At 63.2% G+C, this 19,639-nt stretch carries 24 protein-coding genes and 1 tRNA gene; 9 read left to right on the forward strand and 16 right to left on the reverse strand.

Translation table 11 applies throughout. The annotated features are described in order from the left end of the window. Positions 1-10: 10 nt before the first annotated feature. Positions 11-96 (forward strand) — tRNA-Leu (locus AB8841_RS23075). A gap of 649 nt (positions 97-745) precedes the next feature. On the opposite strand, the gene AB8841_RS23080 is transcribed toward AB8841_RS23075, so the two are convergent. Beyond that, positions 746-1,144: a hypothetical protein gene (locus AB8841_RS23080; protein WP_370438101.1), complete on the reverse strand. Its 399-nt coding sequence runs from the start codon at positions 1,142-1,144 to the stop codon at positions 746-748. An 82-nt stretch (positions 1,145-1,226) separates the two neighbouring features. Then, positions 1,227-1,394: a hypothetical protein gene (locus AB8841_RS23085; protein WP_370438102.1), complete on the reverse strand. Its 168-nt coding sequence runs from the start codon at positions 1,392-1,394 to the stop codon at positions 1,227-1,229. A 461-nt stretch (positions 1,395-1,855) separates the two neighbouring features. On the opposite strand from AB8841_RS23085, the gene AB8841_RS23090 reads away from it, so the two are divergent. Then, entirely contained in the window at positions 1,856-2,107 is a 252-nt protein-coding gene (locus AB8841_RS23090) for a NepR family anti-sigma factor (protein ID WP_370438103.1), read from the forward strand. Positions 2,108-2,150: 43 nt separating this feature from the next. On the opposite strand, the gene AB8841_RS23095 is transcribed toward AB8841_RS23090, so the two are convergent. Together AB8841_RS23095 and AB8841_RS23100 are read right to left on the reverse strand one after the other, a co-directional pair. Then, positions 2,151-2,555, reverse strand: a complete 405-nt coding sequence (locus tag AB8841_RS23095) for a hypothetical protein (protein WP_370438104.1) — start codon at positions 2,553-2,555, stop codon at positions 2,151-2,153. 93 nt (positions 2,556-2,648) lie between these two features. Then, positions 2,649-3,047, reverse strand: coding sequence for a response regulator (locus tag AB8841_RS23100; RefSeq protein ID WP_370438105.1), 399 nt, complete (start codon positions 3,045-3,047; stop codon positions 2,649-2,651). A 416-nt stretch (positions 3,048-3,463) separates the two neighbouring features. Here AB8841_RS23100 and AB8841_RS23105 point away from each other — a divergent pair, with 416 nt between their 5' ends. Beyond that, positions 3,464-3,652, forward strand: coding sequence for a hypothetical protein (locus AB8841_RS23105; RefSeq protein WP_370438106.1), 189 nt, complete (start codon positions 3,464-3,466; stop codon positions 3,650-3,652). Positions 3,653-3,835: 183 nt separating this feature from the next. Continuing rightward, the gene (locus AB8841_RS23110) at positions 3,836-3,988 is read left to right on the forward strand and encodes a hypothetical protein (protein ID WP_370438107.1); all 153 of its coding nucleotides are present in this window, start codon (positions 3,836-3,838) and stop codon (positions 3,986-3,988) included. A gap of 1,052 nt (positions 3,989-5,040) precedes the next feature. Here the strand turns inward: AB8841_RS23110 and AB8841_RS23115 are convergent. The 6 genes from AB8841_RS23115 to AB8841_RS23140 all read right to left on the reverse strand — a co-directional run bounded on the left by AB8841_RS23115 (position 5,041) and on the right by AB8841_RS23140 (position 10,629). Next, complete coding sequence (locus AB8841_RS23115; protein ID WP_370438108.1) at positions 5,041-5,319, reverse strand: hypothetical protein; 279 nt, start codon at positions 5,317-5,319, stop codon at positions 5,041-5,043. 319 nt (positions 5,320-5,638) lie between these two features. After that, a complete protein-coding gene (locus AB8841_RS23120) occupies positions 5,639-6,871 on the reverse strand; it encodes a porin (protein WP_370438109.1) in 1,233 nt (410 codons plus the stop codon). Positions 6,872-7,365: 494 nt separating this feature from the next. Continuing rightward, entirely contained in the window at positions 7,366-7,656 is a 291-nt protein-coding gene (locus AB8841_RS23125; protein WP_370438110.1) for a hypothetical protein, read from the reverse strand. Between the two features lie 109 nt (positions 7,657-7,765). After that, positions 7,766-9,322: an AMP-binding protein gene (locus AB8841_RS23130; protein WP_370438111.1), complete on the reverse strand. Its 1,557-nt coding sequence runs from the start codon at positions 9,320-9,322 to the stop codon at positions 7,766-7,768. 18 nt (positions 9,323-9,340) lie between these two features. Then, positions 9,341-9,847, reverse strand: a complete 507-nt coding sequence (gene gpt / locus AB8841_RS23135) for a xanthine phosphoribosyltransferase (RefSeq protein WP_370438112.1) — start codon at positions 9,845-9,847, stop codon at positions 9,341-9,343. A 35-nt stretch (positions 9,848-9,882) separates the two neighbouring features. Next, positions 9,883-10,629, reverse strand: a complete 747-nt coding sequence (locus AB8841_RS23140; protein ID WP_370438113.1) for a competence/damage-inducible protein A — start codon at positions 10,627-10,629, stop codon at positions 9,883-9,885. A 120-nt stretch (positions 10,630-10,749) separates the two neighbouring features. On the opposite strand from AB8841_RS23140, the gene sfsA reads away from it, so the two are divergent. Then, positions 10,750-11,469, forward strand: coding sequence for a DNA/RNA nuclease SfsA (gene sfsA, locus AB8841_RS23145; RefSeq protein WP_370438114.1), 720 nt, complete (start codon positions 10,750-10,752; stop codon positions 11,467-11,469). A 116-nt stretch (positions 11,470-11,585) separates the two neighbouring features. On the opposite strand, the gene AB8841_RS23150 is transcribed toward sfsA, so the two are convergent. Beyond that, the gene (locus AB8841_RS23150; protein ID WP_370438115.1) at positions 11,586-12,410 is read right to left on the reverse strand and encodes an FkbM family methyltransferase; all 825 of its coding nucleotides are present in this window, start codon (positions 12,408-12,410) and stop codon (positions 11,586-11,588) included. Positions 12,411-12,553: 143 nt separating this feature from the next. On the opposite strand from AB8841_RS23150, the gene map reads away from it, so the two are divergent. Together map and radC are read left to right on the forward strand one after the other, a co-directional pair. After that, positions 12,554-13,375, forward strand: a complete 822-nt coding sequence (gene map / locus AB8841_RS23155; protein ID WP_370438116.1) for a type I methionyl aminopeptidase — start codon at positions 12,554-12,556, stop codon at positions 13,373-13,375. Positions 13,376-13,466: 91 nt separating this feature from the next. Continuing rightward, positions 13,467-14,153, forward strand: a complete 687-nt coding sequence (gene radC, locus AB8841_RS23160) for a DNA repair protein RadC (RefSeq protein WP_370438117.1) — start codon at positions 13,467-13,469, stop codon at positions 14,151-14,153. A 243-nt stretch (positions 14,154-14,396) separates the two neighbouring features. Here radC and AB8841_RS23165 read toward each other — a convergent pair whose 3' ends face one another. The 4 genes from AB8841_RS23165 to AB8841_RS23180 form a co-directional block, all read right to left on the reverse strand. Further along, positions 14,397-14,993: an exopolysaccharide biosynthesis protein gene (locus AB8841_RS23165; protein WP_370438118.1), complete on the reverse strand. Its 597-nt coding sequence runs from the start codon at positions 14,991-14,993 to the stop codon at positions 14,397-14,399. A gap of 259 nt (positions 14,994-15,252) precedes the next feature. Further along, positions 15,253-15,522 carry an usg protein gene (locus AB8841_RS23170; protein ID WP_370438119.1) on the reverse strand — a complete coding sequence of 90 codons (270 nt, stop codon included), beginning with the start codon at positions 15,520-15,522 and terminating at the stop codon, positions 15,253-15,255. A gap of 234 nt (positions 15,523-15,756) precedes the next feature. Next, positions 15,757-16,296 (reverse strand): N-acetyltransferase family protein, encoded by a 540-nt coding sequence (locus AB8841_RS23175; RefSeq protein WP_370438120.1) that lies wholly within the window; start codon positions 16,294-16,296, stop codon positions 15,757-15,759. Between the two features lie 10 nt (positions 16,297-16,306). Next, entirely contained in the window at positions 16,307-16,912 is a 606-nt protein-coding gene (locus tag AB8841_RS23180; protein ID WP_370438121.1) for a helix-turn-helix domain-containing protein, read from the reverse strand. Positions 16,913-17,025: 113 nt separating this feature from the next. Here AB8841_RS23180 and AB8841_RS23185 point away from each other — a divergent pair, with 113 nt between their 5' ends. Further along, entirely contained in the window at positions 17,026-17,874 is an 849-nt protein-coding gene (locus AB8841_RS23185) for a methionyl-tRNA formyltransferase (protein WP_370438122.1), read from the forward strand. Between the two features lie 9 nt (positions 17,875-17,883). Here the strand turns inward: AB8841_RS23185 and AB8841_RS23190 are convergent, their stop codons facing one another. Then, the gene (locus tag AB8841_RS23190; RefSeq protein ID WP_370438123.1) at positions 17,884-18,408 is read right to left on the reverse strand and encodes a flavin reductase family protein; all 525 of its coding nucleotides are present in this window, start codon (positions 18,406-18,408) and stop codon (positions 17,884-17,886) included. A 299-nt stretch (positions 18,409-18,707) separates the two neighbouring features. On the opposite strand from AB8841_RS23190, the gene AB8841_RS23195 reads away from it, so the two are divergent. Beyond that, complete coding sequence (locus AB8841_RS23195; RefSeq protein ID WP_370438124.1) at positions 18,708-19,628, forward strand: branched-chain amino acid ABC transporter permease; 921 nt, start codon at positions 18,708-18,710, stop codon at positions 19,626-19,628. Positions 19,629-19,639 lie beyond the last annotated feature (11 nt).

The following is a 19,639-nucleotide window of genomic DNA, read 5'->3' on the forward strand; positions in this document are numbered from 1 at the left end:
TCATCACAGCGCGGACGTGGCGAAACCGGTAGACGCAAGGGACTTAAAATCCCTCGGGCACTGCCCGTGCGGGTTCGACCCCCGCCGTCCGCACCAGATTCGACGGCCGTCGCGATATGCCGTTTATTCCTAGCCGTCCGATTCCGGTTCGCGCGGCTCCGATAGCCTCCGACGATTTTGGATGAGGGGCATCGGCGGACCGGACGGATTACATGCCGTGTCTCCACACCTCCTTGAAATCGAGAGCGCATTCCAAGATGCGTTTTCGGTCATAGGCCGTTTGGTCTAATTGCCCGACTCACGAGGCCTCCGTAAACAGATTCTATTCGTGAAGCTGTTGATCTTTGTAAGCATATAGTAATTATTCATCGAGACCTGCCGTAATTTTCCATATGCACGGCAATAGCCGCGATCAGCCCAAATTCTGATCGCGGCTATTCTTTTAATAACGATGCCTATCGAGAATAATAAGAGCCGCGTTCGTTTATTTTTATTAAGATACGAAGCGCGGCTCTTCTGACGGAGATGCCCCTGACGGCAAGCTAAGCACTAGCTGATCCGACTTCGTGCGATCAACACTGAAAAAGTGCGAAGCACCACTTAAGGATAGGACCCTTGGAGGTAATGCTTATGAACCTGCAAGGCAGGATGGCATTTTTGGAAAGAATCAATACCTAGGAGGAACGATCCTTTATTTGCCCCTACGGATCGCAACTCGAGCGCCCCACCGGGCGCTCTTTTCTTATCACCTCCGGTTACCGTTCAGGGCGTGCCGGAAGCCCTCGACAAGGCCCGTGGCGGAGAATGGCCGGCAATGGAATCCGACCGCGGTCCCCTTCCGCAGCACGCTTTGGATCGAGGCCGAAGAACATGGCAAAGGCTTCGTTGGCATAGATCCGGTTGTCGACGACATCCCAATCCAGTTGCCGACCCCGCCTCCGGCTTCGAAGACGAACCGGAAGCGCTCGCGGCTCTCGCGCAGAGCCGTCTTGGCCCAGTCGCGCGCCTGCTCGCGTTCGCGCAGGCTCGAGGAAGCAGCGGCCAGGGCATTGCCGATCTTCGCCATCTCCCGCGAAGGCGTCTTCAAGTAAACCCCACTCTCGCCCCGCCCAAGAGCGGCCGCCCGCGCCGCGAGCCGTTCCATCGGTGTGGTGCTGTGCCGTCCGAAGAGCCGTGCGAGCATGGCCGAGAGGACAGCGAGGCAAGCCGAGGGCGCAGCCGGCCGCTCAGCGGCTGCTCCAGGCTTTCAGCGCGAGAATCGATGTGAAGATCGGCCACCCGAAGGCGGCGATAATGATGTGATCGAATCCGACCCGCTCGTCACCGTCGATTGTGGTGCAGACGGCCAGAACCAGAATGACCCCGCACAGATAGACCCCCAAGACTTCACGCATTTCACACTGCCCCCGCCGTCATCGGCAAAGTCGAGCTTGTGAACGAGAGACTGCGCGAAACCAATGCGACCGGCAGTCGCCTTCCGCCGCTTTCAGGAGGCGGCCGCACTTCGTCGCCGCTGGAGCATCGGAAGTGGGAACCGGCTTTGCGTTCGATGCTCAAAAACCGAGACGTACAGCATCGGATGTGGGTTCGGTGTCACGTCCGATGCTCTGGCTCATCGTGCGAAAAAGTGGCCCCGGTTTCTCGCAAGAACGATGCGCTCTTTCCAAGAAGAGAGGCATCGGAGGTGAGACGTGCAAGCCTGCTGCCCACGTCCGATGCTCTAGGAGTCTTGTCTCTTCAGATGACCAACTACCTCCGAGTAGTCAAAAAGTTAATTTTCTCCAGAAACTTAACTGAAACCGAAAGCGGCCTGCCCCGTTCTTAGGCTCAGGACAGGTCAATGGAGGAGGTATGAATGCCGAAGCGGTTCCACCAAGCCGATGGACCGCCCTTTTCCGCGAACAAGCACGCGGCTTGGAGCGTCGGCTCCAATCGACTGACGGCGGCTGGCCAGAACGAATTGCTGAAGCAAATCGGGCGTCGCCTCCAAGCCGATTACCAGGGAATCTTGAAAGAGCCCGCTCCGGACAGCATCAAAGTTCTACTGGAGAAGCTGGAAGCTCGCACCACTCCGCCGGAGCCTGGGCCGGACGACGAGGAATTTTGAGCGCCTTCTCCTCCCCCAACACCTGCCTTAACGAACACCTGCCTCAACGGTGGGCGCCGCGCGTGTTGCGTCCCGAGCGTGTAGCCGGTTGCCTGCGTTGCGGGGATTCCTGCGAGGCGGAGCGTGGAATCAGATTGTAGAGAACGAAGCCTGCGAGAAGTCCGGCCCCCAGCATGACGAGGGGATGCGCTCGTGCGCTCTGCACGGCTCCGGAGGCGGCGCGCCCCATATTCACGGCGGACAAGGGCGAAGAGGCATTGATGAGCCGCTTGGCGCGACGGACGTTTTCCGGCCGGGTCCGAATCTCGAGATCGTAGCCGTCGTCGTCCTCATGACGGTGAAGTTCGATGCTGTTGCGGGCAAACCCGCTGGAGACAAGGCGTTGAACCGCCTGGCTGGCCTCCTTGCGGGACGGGAAGGTTCCAGTGGCAACATTCGTGTGCGGCATCGGTGAGTTCCTTTCTGCTGACGCCAATTCCCAGCAAGCGCCAAGGTTCCCTGAACCGGGAATGCAGAAAGAGGAACGGGCCGCACATCCGCGTCAATGATGGCGATAGCCTTGCGCCGCGGCCCTCTCGGCCTCCATCAGAACTTCCAGGGCTCGCCAGGGCTTCGGCATGAAGCGCACATCCCGTGGCATGTCGCCCAGGCCGTCTTCCGGAGAAAGGCCCGATGTCAGGACGGTGCGGACCCAGGGCCACTTGATGCGCACGGTCCGGGCCAGATCGACCCCGGACATGAGGCACGGCAGTCGAACGTCCGCGAACAGGAAGGCCACCTCCTCCGCGTGTCCACGAAGGAAGTCCAGAGCCTCTTCGGCACTGGACGTCTCCACGACCCGCAGATCGGTCTCTTCCAGGAGAGCGGCCGCCAGTCCCCTGACCTCAAAATCATCCTCGACGATCAATGCAATGCGGCGTGCCTCAACATTCTGTCCCATGCGGCATCTCCATCTACCCGCCCTCTCCTTCGGCAACCGCAGCACCTGGCGTCTCATTTGCCCAAATCGCGGACGATTGCGAAACCTGACGGCCGCGGGGCCGCGCAACGCAACCGTCCGGCTACAGTTGATTGCAGCTTCACGGTCCTACGCATCACTCATGGAAGCAGCACACAAGACCCCAGGCGGGGCCGTTGATGAGATCCCCGCGCTGCAGGCCATTGATCACAGAACGGTAAGGAGAGTGAACTGTTTCAGCTTGGCCGTCGAGAAAAGTGCTTCCTTTGCGTCTTTTATGCCTGGAGGAACCGGGCCGACCCATGTAGTTTTAGCTCAAGGGCCTGCTTCGCATACGGGATTCAATGGTGTTCAAGGAGAGCCAGCTACATCAGGAATTCCTGGACCTGGAGCGGACCATGCGGCTCCTGGACATGCAGTTGGCCGATGCCCTTCAGCGAATCCGCCATGGCTCGTCCGAAGACCTCATCGAGAAAGCCAGGCAGGACGAACAGGTTCTTCTCAGGGAGCTGGATCGCCTGATGACCCGCATGCGCGCGATCGAGGGGCAGCTTCTGCAGATTCAGAAAACCGCGACACGGCATTAGCGCATCGGTCTTGCGACAAACCGGGACCACTTTTCGCTAGCGCGGCCCGCCGGGTCCGCACGATGCGCGAATAGCCTGAAATCAAGGAAATTGGGCTGCGAGGTGCGAAAACGCACCTCCCTTCCGCGCGAGCAGGCTCAAGGTACGAACGCTCTCCCGGAGAGCTGTTTGTGGAGATGAGCAATGGTGAACCAGCGCTCTCGTCTTTCGTCTCATGTCGGACATGTGGAGGACGAAGACCGGCAGCCACAATTGCGGATTCCGGTCATACCAACTCTCGTCGGAGCGTTGGCGCTCGTGAACATCGCCGCCACGATCCTGGCCCTCATCGAGTGAGGTAGGACAATTCCGAGCAATGCCCCCCCTGGTGCAGGAAAGGCTGCAGGGCAGCCCTGGGCTGCCCTTCCAGCAAACGAGCGGCGCCTGAGCGCATGGTGCGGCCCCGAAGGGACCGCATCGATGAATAGTTGACCTGCCGCATCTTTAGGTGAAGTGGCTCCGGTTCACCGTCAGAAATGCGCGCGGGCCATAGGAAAGAGCCGATTCCATGCAAGGGGAAACAGCTCCCGTTGACCGCCCTCCACGACGTGCAGTCCGGGGATTGGTACGTCGGGTGCCTCCCAGATAATGCAGCCCACTTTTCGCGCGTCGTGCGGACCCGGCGGGCCGCGCTAGCGAAAAGTGGACCCGGTTTTCACGAACGTGGCCCTTCGGGTCCGCTTAAACGATGCGCTGATCTAAGAAGGGAGCATCGGATTCAATCCCAAAAGTGCAGGTCCACTTTTCACGTTCGATGCTCTAGCGCAGCCCCAGGAAGGAGAGAATTGCAAGGACGACCACGATAGCGCCGATCAGCCAAATGATGTTGTTCATGATGATGTTCTCCTGACGAAGCATTGACGCTATGCCAACTGCCACGGTGGGCGTTCGTTCCCTCACCGTGCGAGCGCTCGCCCGGGCGCCATGCCCCTCTCCAGGGGACGAGGTGGCTCATCACGTCTCGGAGGAATCGTCTTGTCCGGACTGCCTCGATTGGGTCCCGGGCGCCGCCCTCCGGATCGCGCAGGGCGATGCTCAGGCCGTCAGGCGGCGCGTCGTTCGCATCCGAGAAGCAGGCCGGGTTCTTCGTAACGATGCGCAGGCGCACTGTGCGGATTGGGTGGGCCGCTTCGGCGGAAACAGGACCTTCCTTTTTACATCATGCGCTGCAGCATCGGACGTGGAATCGCACCTACCTCCGATGCTTTCCTCCGATGCTTTGACATTCTGGTTTTGAGAATCCTTACACGCGAAAGGGCTCCCACTTTTGGGATCCAATTCGCTGCTCCCTTCTTGGAAGGAGCGCATCGTTTGGACGAAAAACCGGGGCCACTTTCTCGCACGATACGCTAGTCGCAAACGGTCTCTTCCGCAGAGGATAGCCTTCCGAACGCATCGGCCTGCCGGTGCATCACCGTACGGCAGTTCTCGGCCCCGAATCCTTGCTGTGTATCTCCGTAGACGCGGCTTTCATAGACACGACCGGATTGGTAGCCCGGTCCAAACTGATAGGAACCGTAGGAGACATCGGCCGAGGTCGAACAGCCTGCGAGGGCTGTGCCGATGATGCTCCCAAGGACCGCCACGACGAGGCGAGCTTCCGAACGCCGGTTCCTCTGCCACTGCATCAATTCCCTCCCGGTTGCCATGGGGTACGGAACGCCGCCCGTACCGTTCGAGGAGACATATAGAGCAGCGCGCGAAGAAGTGGGAACCGGTTCTTCGCGAAGAACGGGGGCCACATTTTCGCGCGCTGCGCTAGAGCATCGGACCTGAAATGTGGGAATCGGTTTTGCGTGAAAAGATGCTCGAAAGCGGTGGCTTACAGCGCCGGTTGTGCGTTCGATTCCACGTCCGGTGCTGTAGTCTGCTGCGCGGTTTCCTTTCCAGAAAAACGAAAACCCCGGCGTTCGCCGGGGTTTCCTTTCAACAGGTGGAATGAGCCGATCAGAAGTCGCGCTGCACGCGCAGACGGCCTTCCCAAGCGTCGGACGTACGCTCGCCGGGAGCGCGCGGGTTGACGTTGGCGTAGAGCACCTCGACGCCGAGGTCGAGGCCTGCAACCGGCGACCAGATCACGTTCGAGCCTGCGCGCCACTCGGTGAAGTCGCTGCCGGGAATGCCGGCGCCCAGCTCGACGCGAGCGTACGAACCGAACAGGTTCTGGCGGATCTCGGGGGTCCAATAGTGACGCAGACCGCCGGCGACCGACCATGCACGGGTCTTGTCGATATTCCCGTTGACGTCATAGCCGGCATCCGCAACGCCCTCGCCATCGCCATAACCGACATAGCCGGGAGCACCGTTCGCGTAGGTCGCGGCAATCCACAGCGCGTCGCCCGGAGCGAGCATGGGCAGTTCCAGATTGAGCTGACCGGTCACGGCGAAGCCATACTCGGTATCAGGAGTGACAGTGGTGAGAACGCCGCCGACCGTCGCCAGGATCGGCATGCCGCGGAGCTGGTGAAGAGCGCCAGCCACGGTCGCCGATCCCCAGGTGCCGGTATAGGTCAGGTTTCCGACGACGTCGGGAGCGCGCTGACCGGCCACGAAGCCGGCGCCTTCACCGGGGATGGTGCCGGCGAGAGGGAAGCGATCCGTGAAGCGGCCTTCTTCGAGCGACAGGGTGGCCGCGAAGCCGTTGCCGAACGTGAAGGTGTAGGCCAGCATGTTGACGTTCGGCTGATCCGACCAGCGGAGCGTGCCGAAGGCCTGGGAGTCGATGTCGCCGTTGTCGAAGAAGGTCTGGGCGCGACCGGCGGTCAGGCCGCCGAATTGCACGAACGCCTGGTCGACGTCAGGCGACGTGGTGACAATGCCGGGAACGCTGTTGAAGGCGCCGGTGTTGCGGGTGATCTCGAAGCGGACGAACGTGCGCAGCAGGCCGTAGGCCGTAGCGGTACGAGCGTCGAGCTGGATGCGGCCACGGGCGCGGAAGCCGATCGCATCGTCGGCGCGGTCGCTCGGCTCGACATAGATGTAGTCAGCGCGGACGCGGCCGCCGACGCGGAGGCAGGTTTCCGTGCCGGGGATGTAGAAGAAGCCCGCGCCATAGGTGGAGCAGACGCGAACGTATTCGACAGGCGCGGCCTTCGCGACGGGAAGGTCAGCAGCCTGAGCCCCTGCAACCGCGGCGAAACCAGCAACCGATCCGAGGAGAAGGCTCTTTGCGAGCTTCATGATTGATCTCCGAACTTCAAAACGTCTGAGTCCCAGGACCCATATGCAATCGCGACAATACTCAGCTCGCGGCCTCAGGCAACAATCCGCCGTGCCGGTTTTGCCTAGTAAGTATCCACAATGCACAATAGATAGGCAATTTTCGAGGTACCTCGAAGGTTTCTCGCTCGGTGTGTCATATTCTCCACATATCGGAGCGCCTTCGAACCGCCGACGGCACGGTAGAGGCCCCACCCGTTCCAGGCGAGGCTGCGGAACCCGGCGCTGCGGGACCCGGCCAAGAGTATCGGACGCGGCAAGTGGATCTGCACTTTTGGGATCCATCCGATACCCCTTCTTCGAAAGAGCGCATCGTTCTTGCGAAATCCGGGTCCGCTTGTCGCGCGATGCGCTAGAGCATCGGACGCAAAAGCGGGAACTGGTTTTGCGTGAAAAGATGCTTAAGACCATAGACTTACAGCGTCGGACGTGAGTTCGATTTCACGTCCGATACGCTAGTCGTCGAACCAATTGCTCTGGGTCTTGCATCGATACCCGATCGGGCATTGCGGCGTGTCTCGGGTCGGCACCCATGCGAGTTCGAGAAACTCGTCGAACTGGCAGAAGCTCCGGTCGACGACGAAGCGATCATAGGTATAGGTGCCGGTGCTCAGCACGGCGGCGCCTCTCGAACGGATGACCTGCTGGGCCTGGCCGCAGGTGAGATTGAGCGTCGATAGACGCTGCTGTGCGTGCACGCCCGAGGCCAGGGCGAAGAAGGCCAAAGCGAACGCGAGCCGTTTCATCGTGCCACCCATCCGTGTTGCGCTGCCCCTGGGCAGCCCTGGTGACGGGATAACGCGAAAGCGGCGGCTTTGTTACGTTCTCTGGGAGATCGGTCCTAGGACCGATACCTCAGAGCATGGCCTGCAGGCGGCGCGCCATCTCCACCGTGGCGGGGTAATCGGTCTTGCCGGAACCCAGGACGGGAATGGCGGAGACCAGGATCGCTTTCGGGATCCAGAGCTCGGGGAAGCCCTGCCCGCGGGCATGGGCCAGCAGCACGTCACGATCGGCATCGGGCTTGTCGGTCACCAGCACGAGCTGCTCGCCTTTGCGGGGGTCCGGCAGGGAGACGACCACATGGTTGAAGTCGGGCCAAAGGGCCTGGATCATCGCCTCGATGGCCGCGAGGGACACCATCTCGCCGCCGATCTTGGCGAAGCGCTTCGCCCGGCCGCGGATGGTGACGATGCCGTCGTCCAGCGTGACGATGTCGCCCGTGTCGTGCCAGCCGCCGGGAGGCGGAACGATCTGTCCGGGGACGGCAGGATCGAGATACCCCCTCATCACGTTCGGGCCGCGCACATGAAGGCGGCCGCCTTCATGGATGCCCTCGACCGGATCGAGACGGCTTTCGATTCCCGGCAGGAGCGGCCCGACTGAACCCGGGCGATTGCGGCCCGGCAGGCTGACGCTGATCACCGGCGAGCATTCGGTCGCGCCGTATCCCTCGAGAATGACGGCACCGTGCTTGGCCCAGAGCGCGCGCGTCTCGTCCTTGACCCGTTCGGCCCCGGAGATCACGTAGCGGACGCTCGAAAGGTCGTTCTCGCCCGCCGCGCGGGCATAGCCCTGGAGGAAGGTGTCTGTTCCCAACATGAAGGTCGCGCGCGTGCCGGCGACGAGCTTCGGAATCTGCCGGTAATGGAGAGGGCTCGGATAGAGCACCGATTTCATGCCGTTGAGGATTGCCGTCAGGAGCCCCGCCGTCAGACCGAAGGAATGGAAGATCGGCAGCGGATCGAAGAACACGTCGTCCGGGGTCAGGATGTCGCCCGCCAGCGCTTTGACCTGATAGGCGTTCGCCACCAGATTGGCGTTCGACAGCACCACGCCCTTAGGGACCCCTTCGGTGCCCGACGTGAACAGCACGACGGCCGGATCGTCCGGGGCGACCTGCGCCCGGGAGTGAACCCCGCGCGCCCTCCATGAATCCCAGACACCCCGCAGCTTGTCGAAGCTCGTCAGCGTGGCGCGCACGTCCTCGAGCCAGAGGATCCGCCTCCCCTCGCCCAGCGACGCGACGATCTCGTCGAGCTTGCCCTGCTCCACGAAGCGGCGGGACGTGACGATGGTCCTGATCCCGGCGATTTCGCAGGCGGCCTTCAGGTTCTTGAGACCGGACGTGAAGTTCAGGAAGGCCGGAACGCGCCCGAAGGCGTTCAGGCCGAACAGCGTCACCACGATGGCCTGGACGTTCGGCAGCAGCACGCCGATCGTTTCCCGGGGCTCCGTCAGGCCCGCGAGCTTGCGTCCGAGAACCAGCGACCCGAGGGCGAGCCGCCCGAAGGTGACGGGCTGCCGCTCCAGATCCTCCAGAGCGACCTTGTTCCGCCCGAACCGGTCGCGGGCATCGAGCAACGCTCCGAACAGGCTTTTGCGCGTCCGCGCGATGTCGAATTCCGCCACGGGCGCTCCTTCTCTGCCTCAGCCTGCGGAACCTTCGCGGATCGGCGCCTGATAGGCGAGGCCCATGTCCCAGGGGAAATAGATCCAGGTGTCCTGGCTGACCTCCGTCACGAAGGTGTCGATCAGCGGGCGCCCGGCCGGCTTGGCGTAGACGGCCGCGAAATGGGCGTTCGGCAGCATGTCGCGAACGATCTTGGCGGTCTTGCCGGTATCGGTGAGGTCGTCGATCACGAGCACGCCCTTCCCTTGGCCGTCGCCGATCGCCTTGACGGAGGGCGCGATGTCCTTGAGCACCCTCAGCTCGCCCTGGTTCTTGTAGTCGTGATAGCTGGCGATGCAGACGCTCTCGATCAGGCGCAGATCCAGCTCGCGGGCTACGATGGCGGCCGGCACGAGGCCGCCGCGGGTGATGCAGATGATCGCCTCGAACGGACCGGCCGAGGCGAGGCGCCAGGCGAGCGCGCGGCAATCGCGGTGAAACTGGTCCCAGGAAACGGGGAAGGCTTTCGGTGAGGTGGGAGACATCGGTTCGCTCGTGTGGCTGTCGTGATGAAGTCGGGTTACAGGGGAGCCCGGTCGCCTTTCAGACGGCCGAGCAGATCGTGAATGGCGGCGGTGGCGGAGGCAACGGCGGCGGGTTCCTTGCCCCGCACGACGATCTGGTTGCGAAAGCCGCTCGCGGAGAACGAGGGATAGGAGCCGATGGAGAGGTCCGGATGCGCGGCCGCGATCCGGCTCAGGCCTTCGGCATAGAGGCCCTCGGCCAGGCCCTCGGCCTCGATGGTTTCGATGATCATGCGGGCCCCGGCCTGAAGCGTCGGCGCGACGATGTCGAGCATGGCCTGCATGATCGCGGGCACGCCCGCCATGACGTACACATTGCCGATCCGGAAGCCCGGGGCCTTGGAAATCGGGTTCTCGATGAGATCGGCTCCGTCGGGGATGCGGGCCATGCGCATCCTCGCCTCGTTCAGCTCGCCCGGCGCATAGCGCTCCTGCAGCATGGCGACGGCGCGCGGATCGTGGCCGATGCCGACGCCGAAGGCCCTGGCCATGGAATCGGCCGTGATGTCGTCATGGGTCGGGCCGATGCCGCCCGTGGTGAAGAGATAGCTATAGCGGCTCCGCAGAGCGTTCACCGCCGAGACGATCTCCTCCTCCACATCCGGAACGATGCGGACCTCGCGCAGGTCGATGCCGATCCCGGTCAGGTACTCGGCAATATAACCGATGTTCTTATCCTTGGTGCGGCCCGTGAGGATCTCATCGCCGATGATGAGGAGGGCGGCTGTGACGGAGACGGCCATGTGCATCGATCCCTTTTGAGGGCCTTTAACTTCAGAAACGGCAATTCTCAAGCAAGGGTTCAGTTGAAGACGGCGCTTCTCCCCTGCTACGGGGATCTTCTTCAGCAACGATGGATGTCAATGCGTTTTCAGGAAACCCTGCTCGAAGGCCGCCTCATCGAGCGCTACAAGCGATTTCTGGCCGATGTGGAACTCGAGACCGGCGAGGTGGTGACGGCCCATTGCGCCAATCCGGGCGCGATGATGGGTCTCAAGGAGCCCGGCAGCCGGGTGTTCCTCTCCAGGGCCTCCAACCCGGCCCGCAAGCTCAAGTACAACTGGGAATTCGTCGAGGTCGCCGCCGGCGGCGGACCCCTTCAGCTCATCGGCATCAACACCTCCCGCCCCAACCTGCTCGTGGCGGAGGCCCTGCGCGAGGGCCGTCTCGCCCCGTTCGCCCAATACGACCGGGTCCGGCCGGAGGTGAAATACGGCCGGAACAGCCGGGTCGATTTTCTCCTGGAGACGGACGGGCAGCCCCCCTGCTATCTCGAAGTCAAGAACTGCCACCTGATGCGGGAGGCGGGCTTCGCGGAGTTCCCGGATTGCGTGGCGGCCCGCAGCGCCAAGCATCTCTATGAGCTGGCCGATATGGTCGCGGCCGGAGCCAGGGCCGCCCTCGTCTACGTGATCCAGATGGATGCCGCCCGCTTCGACGTGGCCCGCGACATCGACCCGGCCTACGACAAGGCCTTTCGCCACGCCCTCGCGTCGGGTGTCGAGTCCTACGCCTATGTCTGCCGGATCACGCCGGAGGAAGTCGTGATCGACCGGCCGGTGGAGATCGTCACGCCGCGGTAGCGCCGGCGCTCATCCCGGAGTCCGTTTCCCCGCAGTCGCCCCGGGGCCGCGCAGGAGAGCGCCGCCTGCGCAGGGATGACAAAGAGGGCGGGGATGGCGACAGGACGACGGCGACCTTACGCCCGCTCGAAAACGAGGTTCATGCGGGTCTGAAGGATCTTCCGATAGCCCTTTTCCTTCAGCAGCTGCGGCACATCCACCTGCCAGCGGTCCGGCACGTCGGGAATGATGAGGAGCGCGGGATGGAGCGAGGCCGGAGCGTCGCGGAAGAAGGGATCGAGGATCAGGTCCTCGGCTCCCTCCACGTCGAGCTTGACCGCGTCGAGATGGGCGAATCCTTCCTGCCTCACGAGATCGAGCAGGGTCACGGCGGGCACCCGAATCGCGTCCGTCTGGCTCGAATTCACGATCTTGAGGCTCGCCTCCCCCTTGTTCAGGGGGTCGAGGAAGAGCGTCAGCTCGCCGGTCTTGTCGGCGATGGCGCAGGCGACCGCCTTGACCGTTCCGAAGGGGTTCAGGCGGATATTGTGGATGAGCCGGTCGAAGATCTCGGGCTGCGGCTCGACGGCCAGGATCCGGGATGACGCGTCCACCTTCCGGGCCACGAGGAGCGAATACCAGCCCACATTCGAGCCGACATCCACGAAGGTGAAGCCCTGCCTGTCGAGGGCGGCGATGTGTTTGATTTCCTCGAGGTCGAAAAGCTGCGGGGTGAAGAGAATCCGCCGCTCGCAGACGTTCTTGTGGGGAACGAGCCGCATGCGCACCCCGAAGGTCTCCAGATCGAGGGGCCGGTCCTTGAGGGACCGCATGACCACCCGGCGCAGCATCATGGCGATGCGCCGCCCCACCCAGCCGCCCGGCAGACCGCGCGTGCGATCGATCACCCAACGGGTGAGGCCCAAAGGCGCAAATGTCCCGAAGGGACGGGGGTCATTCATTACGGAAGTATCCAAAGCCCAAACCGGATGAACAGGGTTGCTCATGACACCCCTGAGGCTTATTCGCAAGCCATCGAAGCAGGATCCTTGCTTGCGCCGGGCGAGATGATCCTTACATTCTGGCTTGAAAGCAAGGATCGAGAATGACCGAGACCGAGATTGCCGAGCGCAGGCGCTCAGGCGATATTCCGCTTCATGGATCTGAGGATTTCGAGGGAATGCGGCGCGCCGGACGAATGGTGGCCGAATGCCTGGACATGCTCGGCTCGCACGTGCAGCCCGGCGTGACGACCGAATATCTCGACCGGCTCGCCTTCGACTTCATCCGCGACAACGGCGCCTACCCGGCCTGCCTGCACTATCGCGGCTATACCAAGACGATCTGCACCTCGATCAACCACGTCGTCTGCCACGGCATCCCCAACGACAAGCCGTTGCGGGATGGCGACATCATGAATATCGACGTCACCCTGATCCTGGACGGGTGGCACGGTGATTCGAGCCGCATGTACTACGTGGGCGAGGTGCCCCGCCGGGCGCAGCGCCTCTGCGAGATCACCTATGAGTGCCTGCTGCGCGGGATCGCGGCCGTGAAGCCCGGCGCCACCACCAACGACATCGGGGCCGCCATCCAGGCCTATGCGGAAGACGAGCGCTGCTCCGTCGTGCGGGATTTCTGCGGCCACGGTATCGGCAAGACCTTCCACGCCTCCCCGACGATCCTTCATTATGTGGAGCCGGCCTACAACGTGGTGCTGGAACCCGGCATGTTCTTCACGATCGAGCCCATGATCAATCTGGGCCGTCCGCAGGTGAAAGTGCTCTCCGACGGCTGGACCGCCGTGACCCGCGACCGCTCCCTCTCGGCGCAGTTCGAGCACATGGTGGGCGTGACGGAAACCGGGGTGGAGGTCTTCACCTACTCGCCCAAGGGGCTGGACAAGCCGCCGTACAATCTCGCCTGAGGGCGGGGCGGAAAAAGCTACTTTGTATCTTTTCCGCCGCTGAGCTAAAGCTTCTTCGTTCCTTTGTCCGAGAGCGAAGATTCATGCCAGCATGAGCGGCGACGACACTCCCCATTATCACGGCCATCGCGACCGCCTGCGCGCCCGTTTCATGGAAATGGGCGGGGATTCCCTGCCGGATTACGAACTCCTGGAGCTCGTGCTCTTCCGCTCCATTCCCCGCCGGGACGTGAAGCCGCTGGCCAAGGACCTCATCCGGCGCTTCGGCACCTTCGCCGAGGTTCTGGCAGCCGTCCCTGCGCGGCTTCTGGAGGTCGAGGGCATCAGCGAGAAGGTCGTCGCCGACCTGAAGATCGTCGAGGCCTCGGCCCGGCGCCTCGCCAAGGGCGAGGTGGCGAAGCGGACGGTCCTGTCCTCCTGGGCATCGGTGCTCGATTACTGCCGGACGGCCATGGCCTTCATGGACAAGGAGCAGTTCCGCCTGCTCTTCCTCGACAAGCGCAATGCGTTGATCGCCGACGAGGTACAGCAATCCGGAACCGTGGATCATACGCCCGTCTATCCCCGCGAGGTGGTGAAACGGGCCCTCGAACTCTCCGCCTCCGCCCTGATTCTCGTCCATAATCATCCCTCGGGAGATCCCACCCCGTCCGCCGCCGACGTCAAGATGACGCGGGAGATCATCGAGGTGGCGAAGCCCCTGGGCATCACGGTTCACGATCACATCATCGTCAGCCGCGAGGGACACGCGAGCCTGAAGGGGCTGCGCCTGATCTGAGTTCCGGAAAGCGGAAGGGCCGTTTCTAGAGCCTTTTCCATGAACTTCGGTTCACGGAAAAGGCATTTGTTGTTTGAGAAAGACGCCTTTTCTTCGCAAAACCGGCATCCACTTTTGCGGAAAAGGCTCTAGCGCATCGTGCGAAAAGTGGCCCCGGTTTTTCGCAGGAACGATGCGCTCTCTCCAAGAAGGGAGCATCGAATCCGATCCCAAAAGTGCAAATCCACTTTTGGGCCCGATGCTCTAGAGAAACGTGTCGAGCCCCGTGAAGATGGCGTAGACGAAGCCCAGGCTCAGCACCATGCCGATGGAGCCGATGATCAGCCCGCCGATGATGACCAGGCCGTCCCGCTCCACGAGGCCCAGGCCCACGAGGCAGACGGCCAGGCCGAGCGGGATCTGGCCCACGAAGGGGGGAGCGAAGAGGAGCCCCAGGGCCAGCACCAGGATAATCACCCCCATGACGCGCATGGCGAGCGGCGTGTCGAGGAAGGTCATGCGCGGGCGCGAGAAGCGCTCCAGCCTTCGGAAGGCCGGCATGGCCCGGCCTACGGCCCGCTCCACGTCCGCGCGGGCCAGAGAGCGATTCATCAGCGTCCCGGGGAGCCAGGGAGCGTCGCGGCCGAACACGATCTGGATGGCGACCAGGGCCAGGAGCAAGCCGCAGACCAGCGGGATCGGCGGCGGCATCGGCAGGCAGTTCGGCAGGCCGAGCAGGACGATGAGCAGCGCGAAGGCCCGGTCCTGCAGGACGGCCATGATGTCCCGTACGGTCAGGCGATCACCCGGCTGGGATGCAAGGGCAAGCAGGATTTGCGATGTTCGAGCGTTGGAAAACAAGGAGCCCTGGCCAGTTCGAGGCGACGAGCCTCTCTATCGCATCGGGCCCGAAAGTGAAATGCACTTTTGGGCACCGTCCTATGCGCGCTCTCGAGGAAAGGACGGGATCCGGAGGCGATCCGGCAGTCCCGTCGGCGAAAACCCTCAGCCCCCTATCTGCGCAGGATGCTCCCTTCTTGGAAAGAGCGCATCGTTTGAGCGGACCCGAAGGGCCGCACGATGCGCTAAGGTGCGCGGCCCGCCGGGTCCGCACGATGCGCTAGTGAATGTTGATCTCCCCTGAAACGGCCCTGAACTCGGCTGGGCGGATCAGCTGCGCATGGGTGATCGTCACCGAGTGAAGGGGACCGGCCAGCTCCCGCTTCCAGAAATCCAGGAAGTCGATGAGAACGGGGAAGCGGGGAGCCAGATCGTAGTCCTGCCAGATATAAGTCTGGAGGAGCGCCGGATGGTCCGGAATCCGGTAGAGAATCTGGGCAGTCGTCAGCCCGTAGCCTTCCATTTGTCGGATGAAGTCCTTGGATGCCATGCGAACTCCTTCTCTCCTTGAGGAGGCAGGCAGGCACCCGATCAGAGGGCCATGTCCCGCCCTATGCTCAAGGCTCAACCTTGCTCGCAAACTCCAGTTCCCGCAAGACGCCGAAGAATGCCCGGCCGAGAGCATCGGACGTGAAAAGTGGAAACCACTTTTGGGATCGCATCCGATGCTCCCTTCATAGATGAGCGCAGCGTTGCAAGCGGACCCGGCGGGCCGCGCGATGCGCTAGGGTCGGGCAGGCGCGATCTGCTTGTGGAAATAGGTCGTGTCGCACAGCCCCCCTTGCGGCCACAGGGCATAGTTCGGGATGACGCCGACGCGCTGCCAGCCGAGACGGGTATAAAGGCGCTCCCCGTCGCTTCCGGTCACGGTATCCAGCACGAGCACCGACTTGCCCGCCATCCTGGCCGCGTCTTCGGCGGCCCGCATGAGAGCCGCGCCGACGCCCCGCTTCCGGGCCCTGCGACGCACCAGCATCTTGGCGATGTCCGCCCGATGAGGCTGATTTTCCGGCTGATCGAGGATCACCTGCACGGTGCCCACGATGTCTGCGCCGTCCTCCGCCACGAGCAGGATGCGCTCCCCCGCGGCGACGCCTTCAACCACCCGGCCCCAGAAGGCCCCGGCCTTGTCCCGCGTCATCGGCAGCATGAAGCTGACGGACGCGCCGCCCTCCACGCAATCGATCAGAACATCGGACAATGCCCCGAGCTGCAGGGTCGCCTCGCGCGGCGACAGGATACGGATCGCGACGGTTTCGCTCATGAAAACTCCCTCACCGGATCGGGGGTTTGGCCCCGGCGGTCAATGCCACAAGATAACGGGCCTGCTCCCCGGACGGATTGCGGAAGATGGTCGGCTGCTCGATGTCCATGCACAGGCAGTCGCCGCCGAAAAGCCGGTAGGTTTCGTCGCCGAGCCCGACCTCGATCTCGCCTTCGACGATCCAGATCTGCTGGCTGACGCCGACCGTGCGGCGGCCGGTGTCGTAGGCCACGCGCGCTCCGGCGGGCAGGATCACCTCGGCGAGTTCCAAGAGAGACGGAAAGCCCGGAGGCGACAGGTTGCGCCGCAGATATCCGCTGTCCGGATCGCGCCAGACGCGCTGGTCGGCCCGGCGCGCCAGCGGCGCGGCGACGGCGCTCGCCCTCTCGGCGAACAGGGACGCGAGAGTGACGCCCAGGCCCGCAGCGAGCTTGTCGAGAACCGCCGCCGTCGGGCTGCTCTCCTCGCGCTCGATGAGCGAGATCATGGAGCGGCTGACGCCCGTGCGCTCGGCCAGAGCATCGAGCGTCAGGCCTTGCTCGGTTCTCAATCCACGGAGCCGTTCGGCGAGATGCGCGTTGATGCTGGGGGCTTCTTCCATGAAAATAGAATGCATTTCCATTATCCTGGAGTCAATGCTATCCGGCCGGAACCCGCTTGACGATTACGACTTGCATGAACACACGAACCTGCCTCCATGAGGCCCGATCGGAGAGGAGATGACCCGGAATGCGCTTCGCCTTTGCGGGAATCGATTTTCTCGGGGACGTTTTCGAAACCCTGATCGGCAGGGGCTGGAGGCCCCTGAAACTGTTCAGCCGGCCCTGCGACGGCATCTACGATTTCAACGAGACCACCGTCTCCCGCGCCAGAGCCTTGCGCATCCCGGTCCAGATGTCGCGCATCGCCCCCTCCGACATAGCGGGGCTGAAGGCGATGGGCTGCGATGCCCTGATCGTGGCGGGCTATCCGTGGCTCGTGAAGGGCTGGGAACAGCACCTCCCCTACGCGCTCAACTTCCATCCCTCGCCGCTTCCCGATGGGCGGGGTCCCTACCCTCTCTTCAAGGCGATTCTCGACGGGCTTCCCGAATGGGGCGTCACGGCCCACGCTCTCGCGCCCGCCTTCGACACCGGTGCGATCCTCACTCAGAAGCGCTTCGCCCTGAGCCCGCGGGAAACCCACGACACGCTCCTGGCCAAATGCCAGATCGCCGCGAAGGAGATCGCCGCGCAGGTGGCCGAGGACCTTCCCGGGCTTTGGCGGGAGGCGCGCCCGCAGGGTCCGGGCACCTATTGGCCGAGGATCACCCAAGCCGAACGGACGATCGACTGGACGGGGAGCGTCGAGGACGTGCTGCGCACCATCCGGGCCTTCGGGTCCATCGAGGCCTTCGGTCAGGTCGATTCCCGCTACGTCTATGTCTGGGAGGCCGCGGGCTGGCGCGAGGAACACCCCTACAGACCGGGAACCCTCGTCCACAGGCACCGCAGGCACATGGTGGTGGCGGCGAGCGACGGCCTCGTGCAGATCACCGGCTGGAGCCCATTTGCGCCGGGACCGGCGCGCGGATCCTGAGGAGCGGGCTCACAGCCCGTGATAGAGCCGCCCCTGATAGGCGAGCGCCGGCTTCGTCTCGCCCAGCCGGACGCTCACGATCTCGCCGATGATGACGTGATGCGTGGCGACCACCCGGGCGTCGCACAGGCGGCAATCGAAGGAGACGAGACTGGTGGCAAGGGCGGGCGCGCCGGTGACGAGCTTGCCCCACTCGCCCTTCGAGAAGCGGGCCGGGCCGTGCAGCTCGGTGCGTCCGGCGAAGACATCCGCCAGATCCTGATCCGACGCGGCCAGGACGTTCACGCAGAAGGCCCGGTTGGTGAGAAGCGCCTGCGCCGAGCGGGCCGCCGTGTTCACGCAGACCAGAAGCGAAGCGGGACTGTCGGTGACCGGCGTGACGGCGGTCGCGGTGAACCCGGCCGGGCCCGAGGGCCCGTCGGTGGTGACCACGTGAACGGCTGCGGCAACGCGGCTCATGCCCTCACGGAAGAGGACGGGATCGACGCCATGTGCACCGGTTTCGGCGAGGGGGGGAGCAGGAGTCTTCAACATTTTATTCCAGGAAACCTCTCCCACTCTTTCGAGCGGAGCACAAGGCCGTACCGGACCATATGGGGCTCGCGGAAAGGCTTTAAAAGCCACCCTTTGCGCCCTGCCTCCCGTTAGGTCAATCGCTGCCGCGTATTCCATCAAAGTTGTAGATCCGATCCATAACTCTGCGTTGTCGAACGAAAAAGCGTTTGCTAGAGACGCGCTTAAGCAAACGTCCGGCTTGGCCTCGCACCCGCATCGTGCTTTGCTGAGACGTGTTCCCAAGCAAAGACCCGCTTCCAGAGGGCTAAGGGTAGGACATGGAAATTTTTGTGCAGCAGCTCATCAATGGGCTGACGCTGGGGTCGATCTACGGCCTCATCGCCATCGGCTATACGATGGTCTTCGGTATCATCGGCATGGTGAACTTCGCCCACGGCGACGTCTTCATGCTTTCCGCATTCATCGCGCTCATCTTCTTCCTGATCCTGACGACATGGCTCGGGATCTCGTCAGTCGCGCTGGCGCTCTTTCTCGTGCTCATCATCGCGATGGTGCTCACCTCCCTGTGGGGCTGGGCCATCGAGCGGGTCGCCTATCGGCCCCTCCGCGGCTCGTTCCGCCTCGCGCCGCTGATCTCGGCCATCGGCGTCTCGATCTTCCTCTCCAACTTCGTTCAAGTCGCCCAGGGCGCGCGCAACAAGCCGACTCCGCCCATGATCCGCGACGTGATCGTCCTATTCCAGGGGGAGAGCGGGTACAACGTAGCCATCTCCTACAAGCAGATCATCATCATGGCGGCGACCGCCGTCCTGCTCTCGATCTTCTGGTACGTGGTCCAGAAGACGTCGCTGGGCCGCGCTCAGCGAGCCTGCGAGCAGGACCGCAAGATGGCCGCCCTCCTCGGCATCAACGTCGACCGCACGATTTCGCTCACCTTCGTGATCGGTGCGTCGCTGGCGGCGGTCGCTGGCACCATGTATCTTCTGTATTATGGCGTCGTGAGCTTCGCCGACGGCTTCGTGCCGGGCGTCAAGGCCTTTACCGCGGCCGTTCTGGGCGGAATCGGCTCGCTGCCGGGCGCCGTTCTCGGCGGGCTGATCATCGGTCTCATCGAGACCTTCTGGTCGGCTTACTTTTCGATCGAGTACAAGGATGTGGCCGCCTTCTCGATCCTGGCCATCGTCTTGATCTTCATGCCCTCCGGCATTCTCGGACGGCCTGAGGTCGAGAAGGTTTAAGGAGCCGCGAA

Source organism: Microvirga sp. TS319 (assembly GCF_041276405.1).
In the GTDB taxonomy this organism is placed as follows: domain Bacteria; phylum Pseudomonadota; class Alphaproteobacteria; order Rhizobiales; family Beijerinckiaceae; genus Microvirga.

What these genes read in the sequence shown, in the direction of transcription:
- AB8841_RS23080 (WP_370438101.1), bottom strand. Translation starts at nt 1,144, where the DNA reads ATGGAACGGCTCGCGGCGCGGGCGGCCGCTCTTGGGCGGGGCGAGAGT.
- AB8841_RS23085 (WP_370438102.1), bottom strand. Translation starts at nt 1,394, where the DNA reads ATGCGTGAAGTCTTGGGGGTCTATCTGTGCGGGGTCATTCTGGTTCTG.
- AB8841_RS23090 (WP_370438103.1), top strand. Translation starts at nt 1,856, where the DNA reads ATGCCGAAGCGGTTCCACCAAGCCGATGGACCGCCCTTTTCCGCGAAC.
- AB8841_RS23095 (WP_370438104.1), bottom strand. Translation starts at nt 2,555, where the DNA reads ATGCCGCACACGAATGTTGCCACTGGAACCTTCCCGTCCCGCAAGGAG.
- AB8841_RS23100 (WP_370438105.1), bottom strand. Translation starts at nt 3,047, where the DNA reads ATGGGACAGAATGTTGAGGCACGCCGCATTGCATTGATCGTCGAGGAT.
- AB8841_RS23105 (WP_370438106.1), top strand. Translation starts at nt 3,464, where the DNA reads ATGCGGCTCCTGGACATGCAGTTGGCCGATGCCCTTCAGCGAATCCGC.
- AB8841_RS23110 (WP_370438107.1), top strand. Translation starts at nt 3,836, where the DNA reads ATGGTGAACCAGCGCTCTCGTCTTTCGTCTCATGTCGGACATGTGGAG.
- AB8841_RS23115 (WP_370438108.1), bottom strand. Translation starts at nt 5,319, where the DNA reads ATGCAGTGGCAGAGGAACCGGCGTTCGGAAGCTCGCCTCGTCGTGGCG.
- AB8841_RS23120 (WP_370438109.1), bottom strand. Translation starts at nt 6,871, where the DNA reads ATGAAGCTCGCAAAGAGCCTTCTCCTCGGATCGGTTGCTGGTTTCGCC.
- AB8841_RS23125 (WP_370438110.1), bottom strand. Translation starts at nt 7,656, where the DNA reads ATGAAACGGCTCGCGTTCGCTTTGGCCTTCTTCGCCCTGGCCTCGGGC.
- gpt (WP_370438112.1), bottom strand. Translation starts at nt 9,847, where the DNA reads ATGTCTCCCACCTCACCGAAAGCCTTCCCCGTTTCCTGGGACCAGTTT.
- AB8841_RS23140 (WP_370438113.1), bottom strand. Translation starts at nt 10,629, where the DNA reads ATGGCCGTCTCCGTCACAGCCGCCCTCCTCATCATCGGCGATGAGATC.
- sfsA (WP_370438114.1), top strand. Translation starts at nt 10,750, where the DNA reads ATGCGTTTTCAGGAAACCCTGCTCGAAGGCCGCCTCATCGAGCGCTAC.
- AB8841_RS23150 (WP_370438115.1), bottom strand. Translation starts at nt 12,410, where the DNA reads ATGAATGACCCCCGTCCCTTCGGGACATTTGCGCCTTTGGGCCTCACC.
- map (WP_370438116.1), top strand. Translation starts at nt 12,554, where the DNA reads ATGACCGAGACCGAGATTGCCGAGCGCAGGCGCTCAGGCGATATTCCG.
- radC (WP_370438117.1), top strand. Translation starts at nt 13,467, where the DNA reads ATGAGCGGCGACGACACTCCCCATTATCACGGCCATCGCGACCGCCTG.
- AB8841_RS23170 (WP_370438119.1), bottom strand. Translation starts at nt 15,522, where the DNA reads ATGGCATCCAAGGACTTCATCCGACAAATGGAAGGCTACGGGCTGACG.
- AB8841_RS23175 (WP_370438120.1), bottom strand. Translation starts at nt 16,296, where the DNA reads ATGAGCGAAACCGTCGCGATCCGTATCCTGTCGCCGCGCGAGGCGACC.
- AB8841_RS23180 (WP_370438121.1), bottom strand. Translation starts at nt 16,912, where the DNA reads ATGCATTCTATTTTCATGGAAGAAGCCCCCAGCATCAACGCGCATCTC.
- AB8841_RS23185 (WP_370438122.1), top strand. Translation starts at nt 17,026, where the DNA reads ATGCGCTTCGCCTTTGCGGGAATCGATTTTCTCGGGGACGTTTTCGAA.
- AB8841_RS23190 (WP_370438123.1), bottom strand. Translation starts at nt 18,408, where the DNA reads ATGTTGAAGACTCCTGCTCCCCCCCTCGCCGAAACCGGTGCACATGGC.
- AB8841_RS23195 (WP_370438124.1), top strand. Translation starts at nt 18,708, where the DNA reads ATGGAAATTTTTGTGCAGCAGCTCATCAATGGGCTGACGCTGGGGTCG.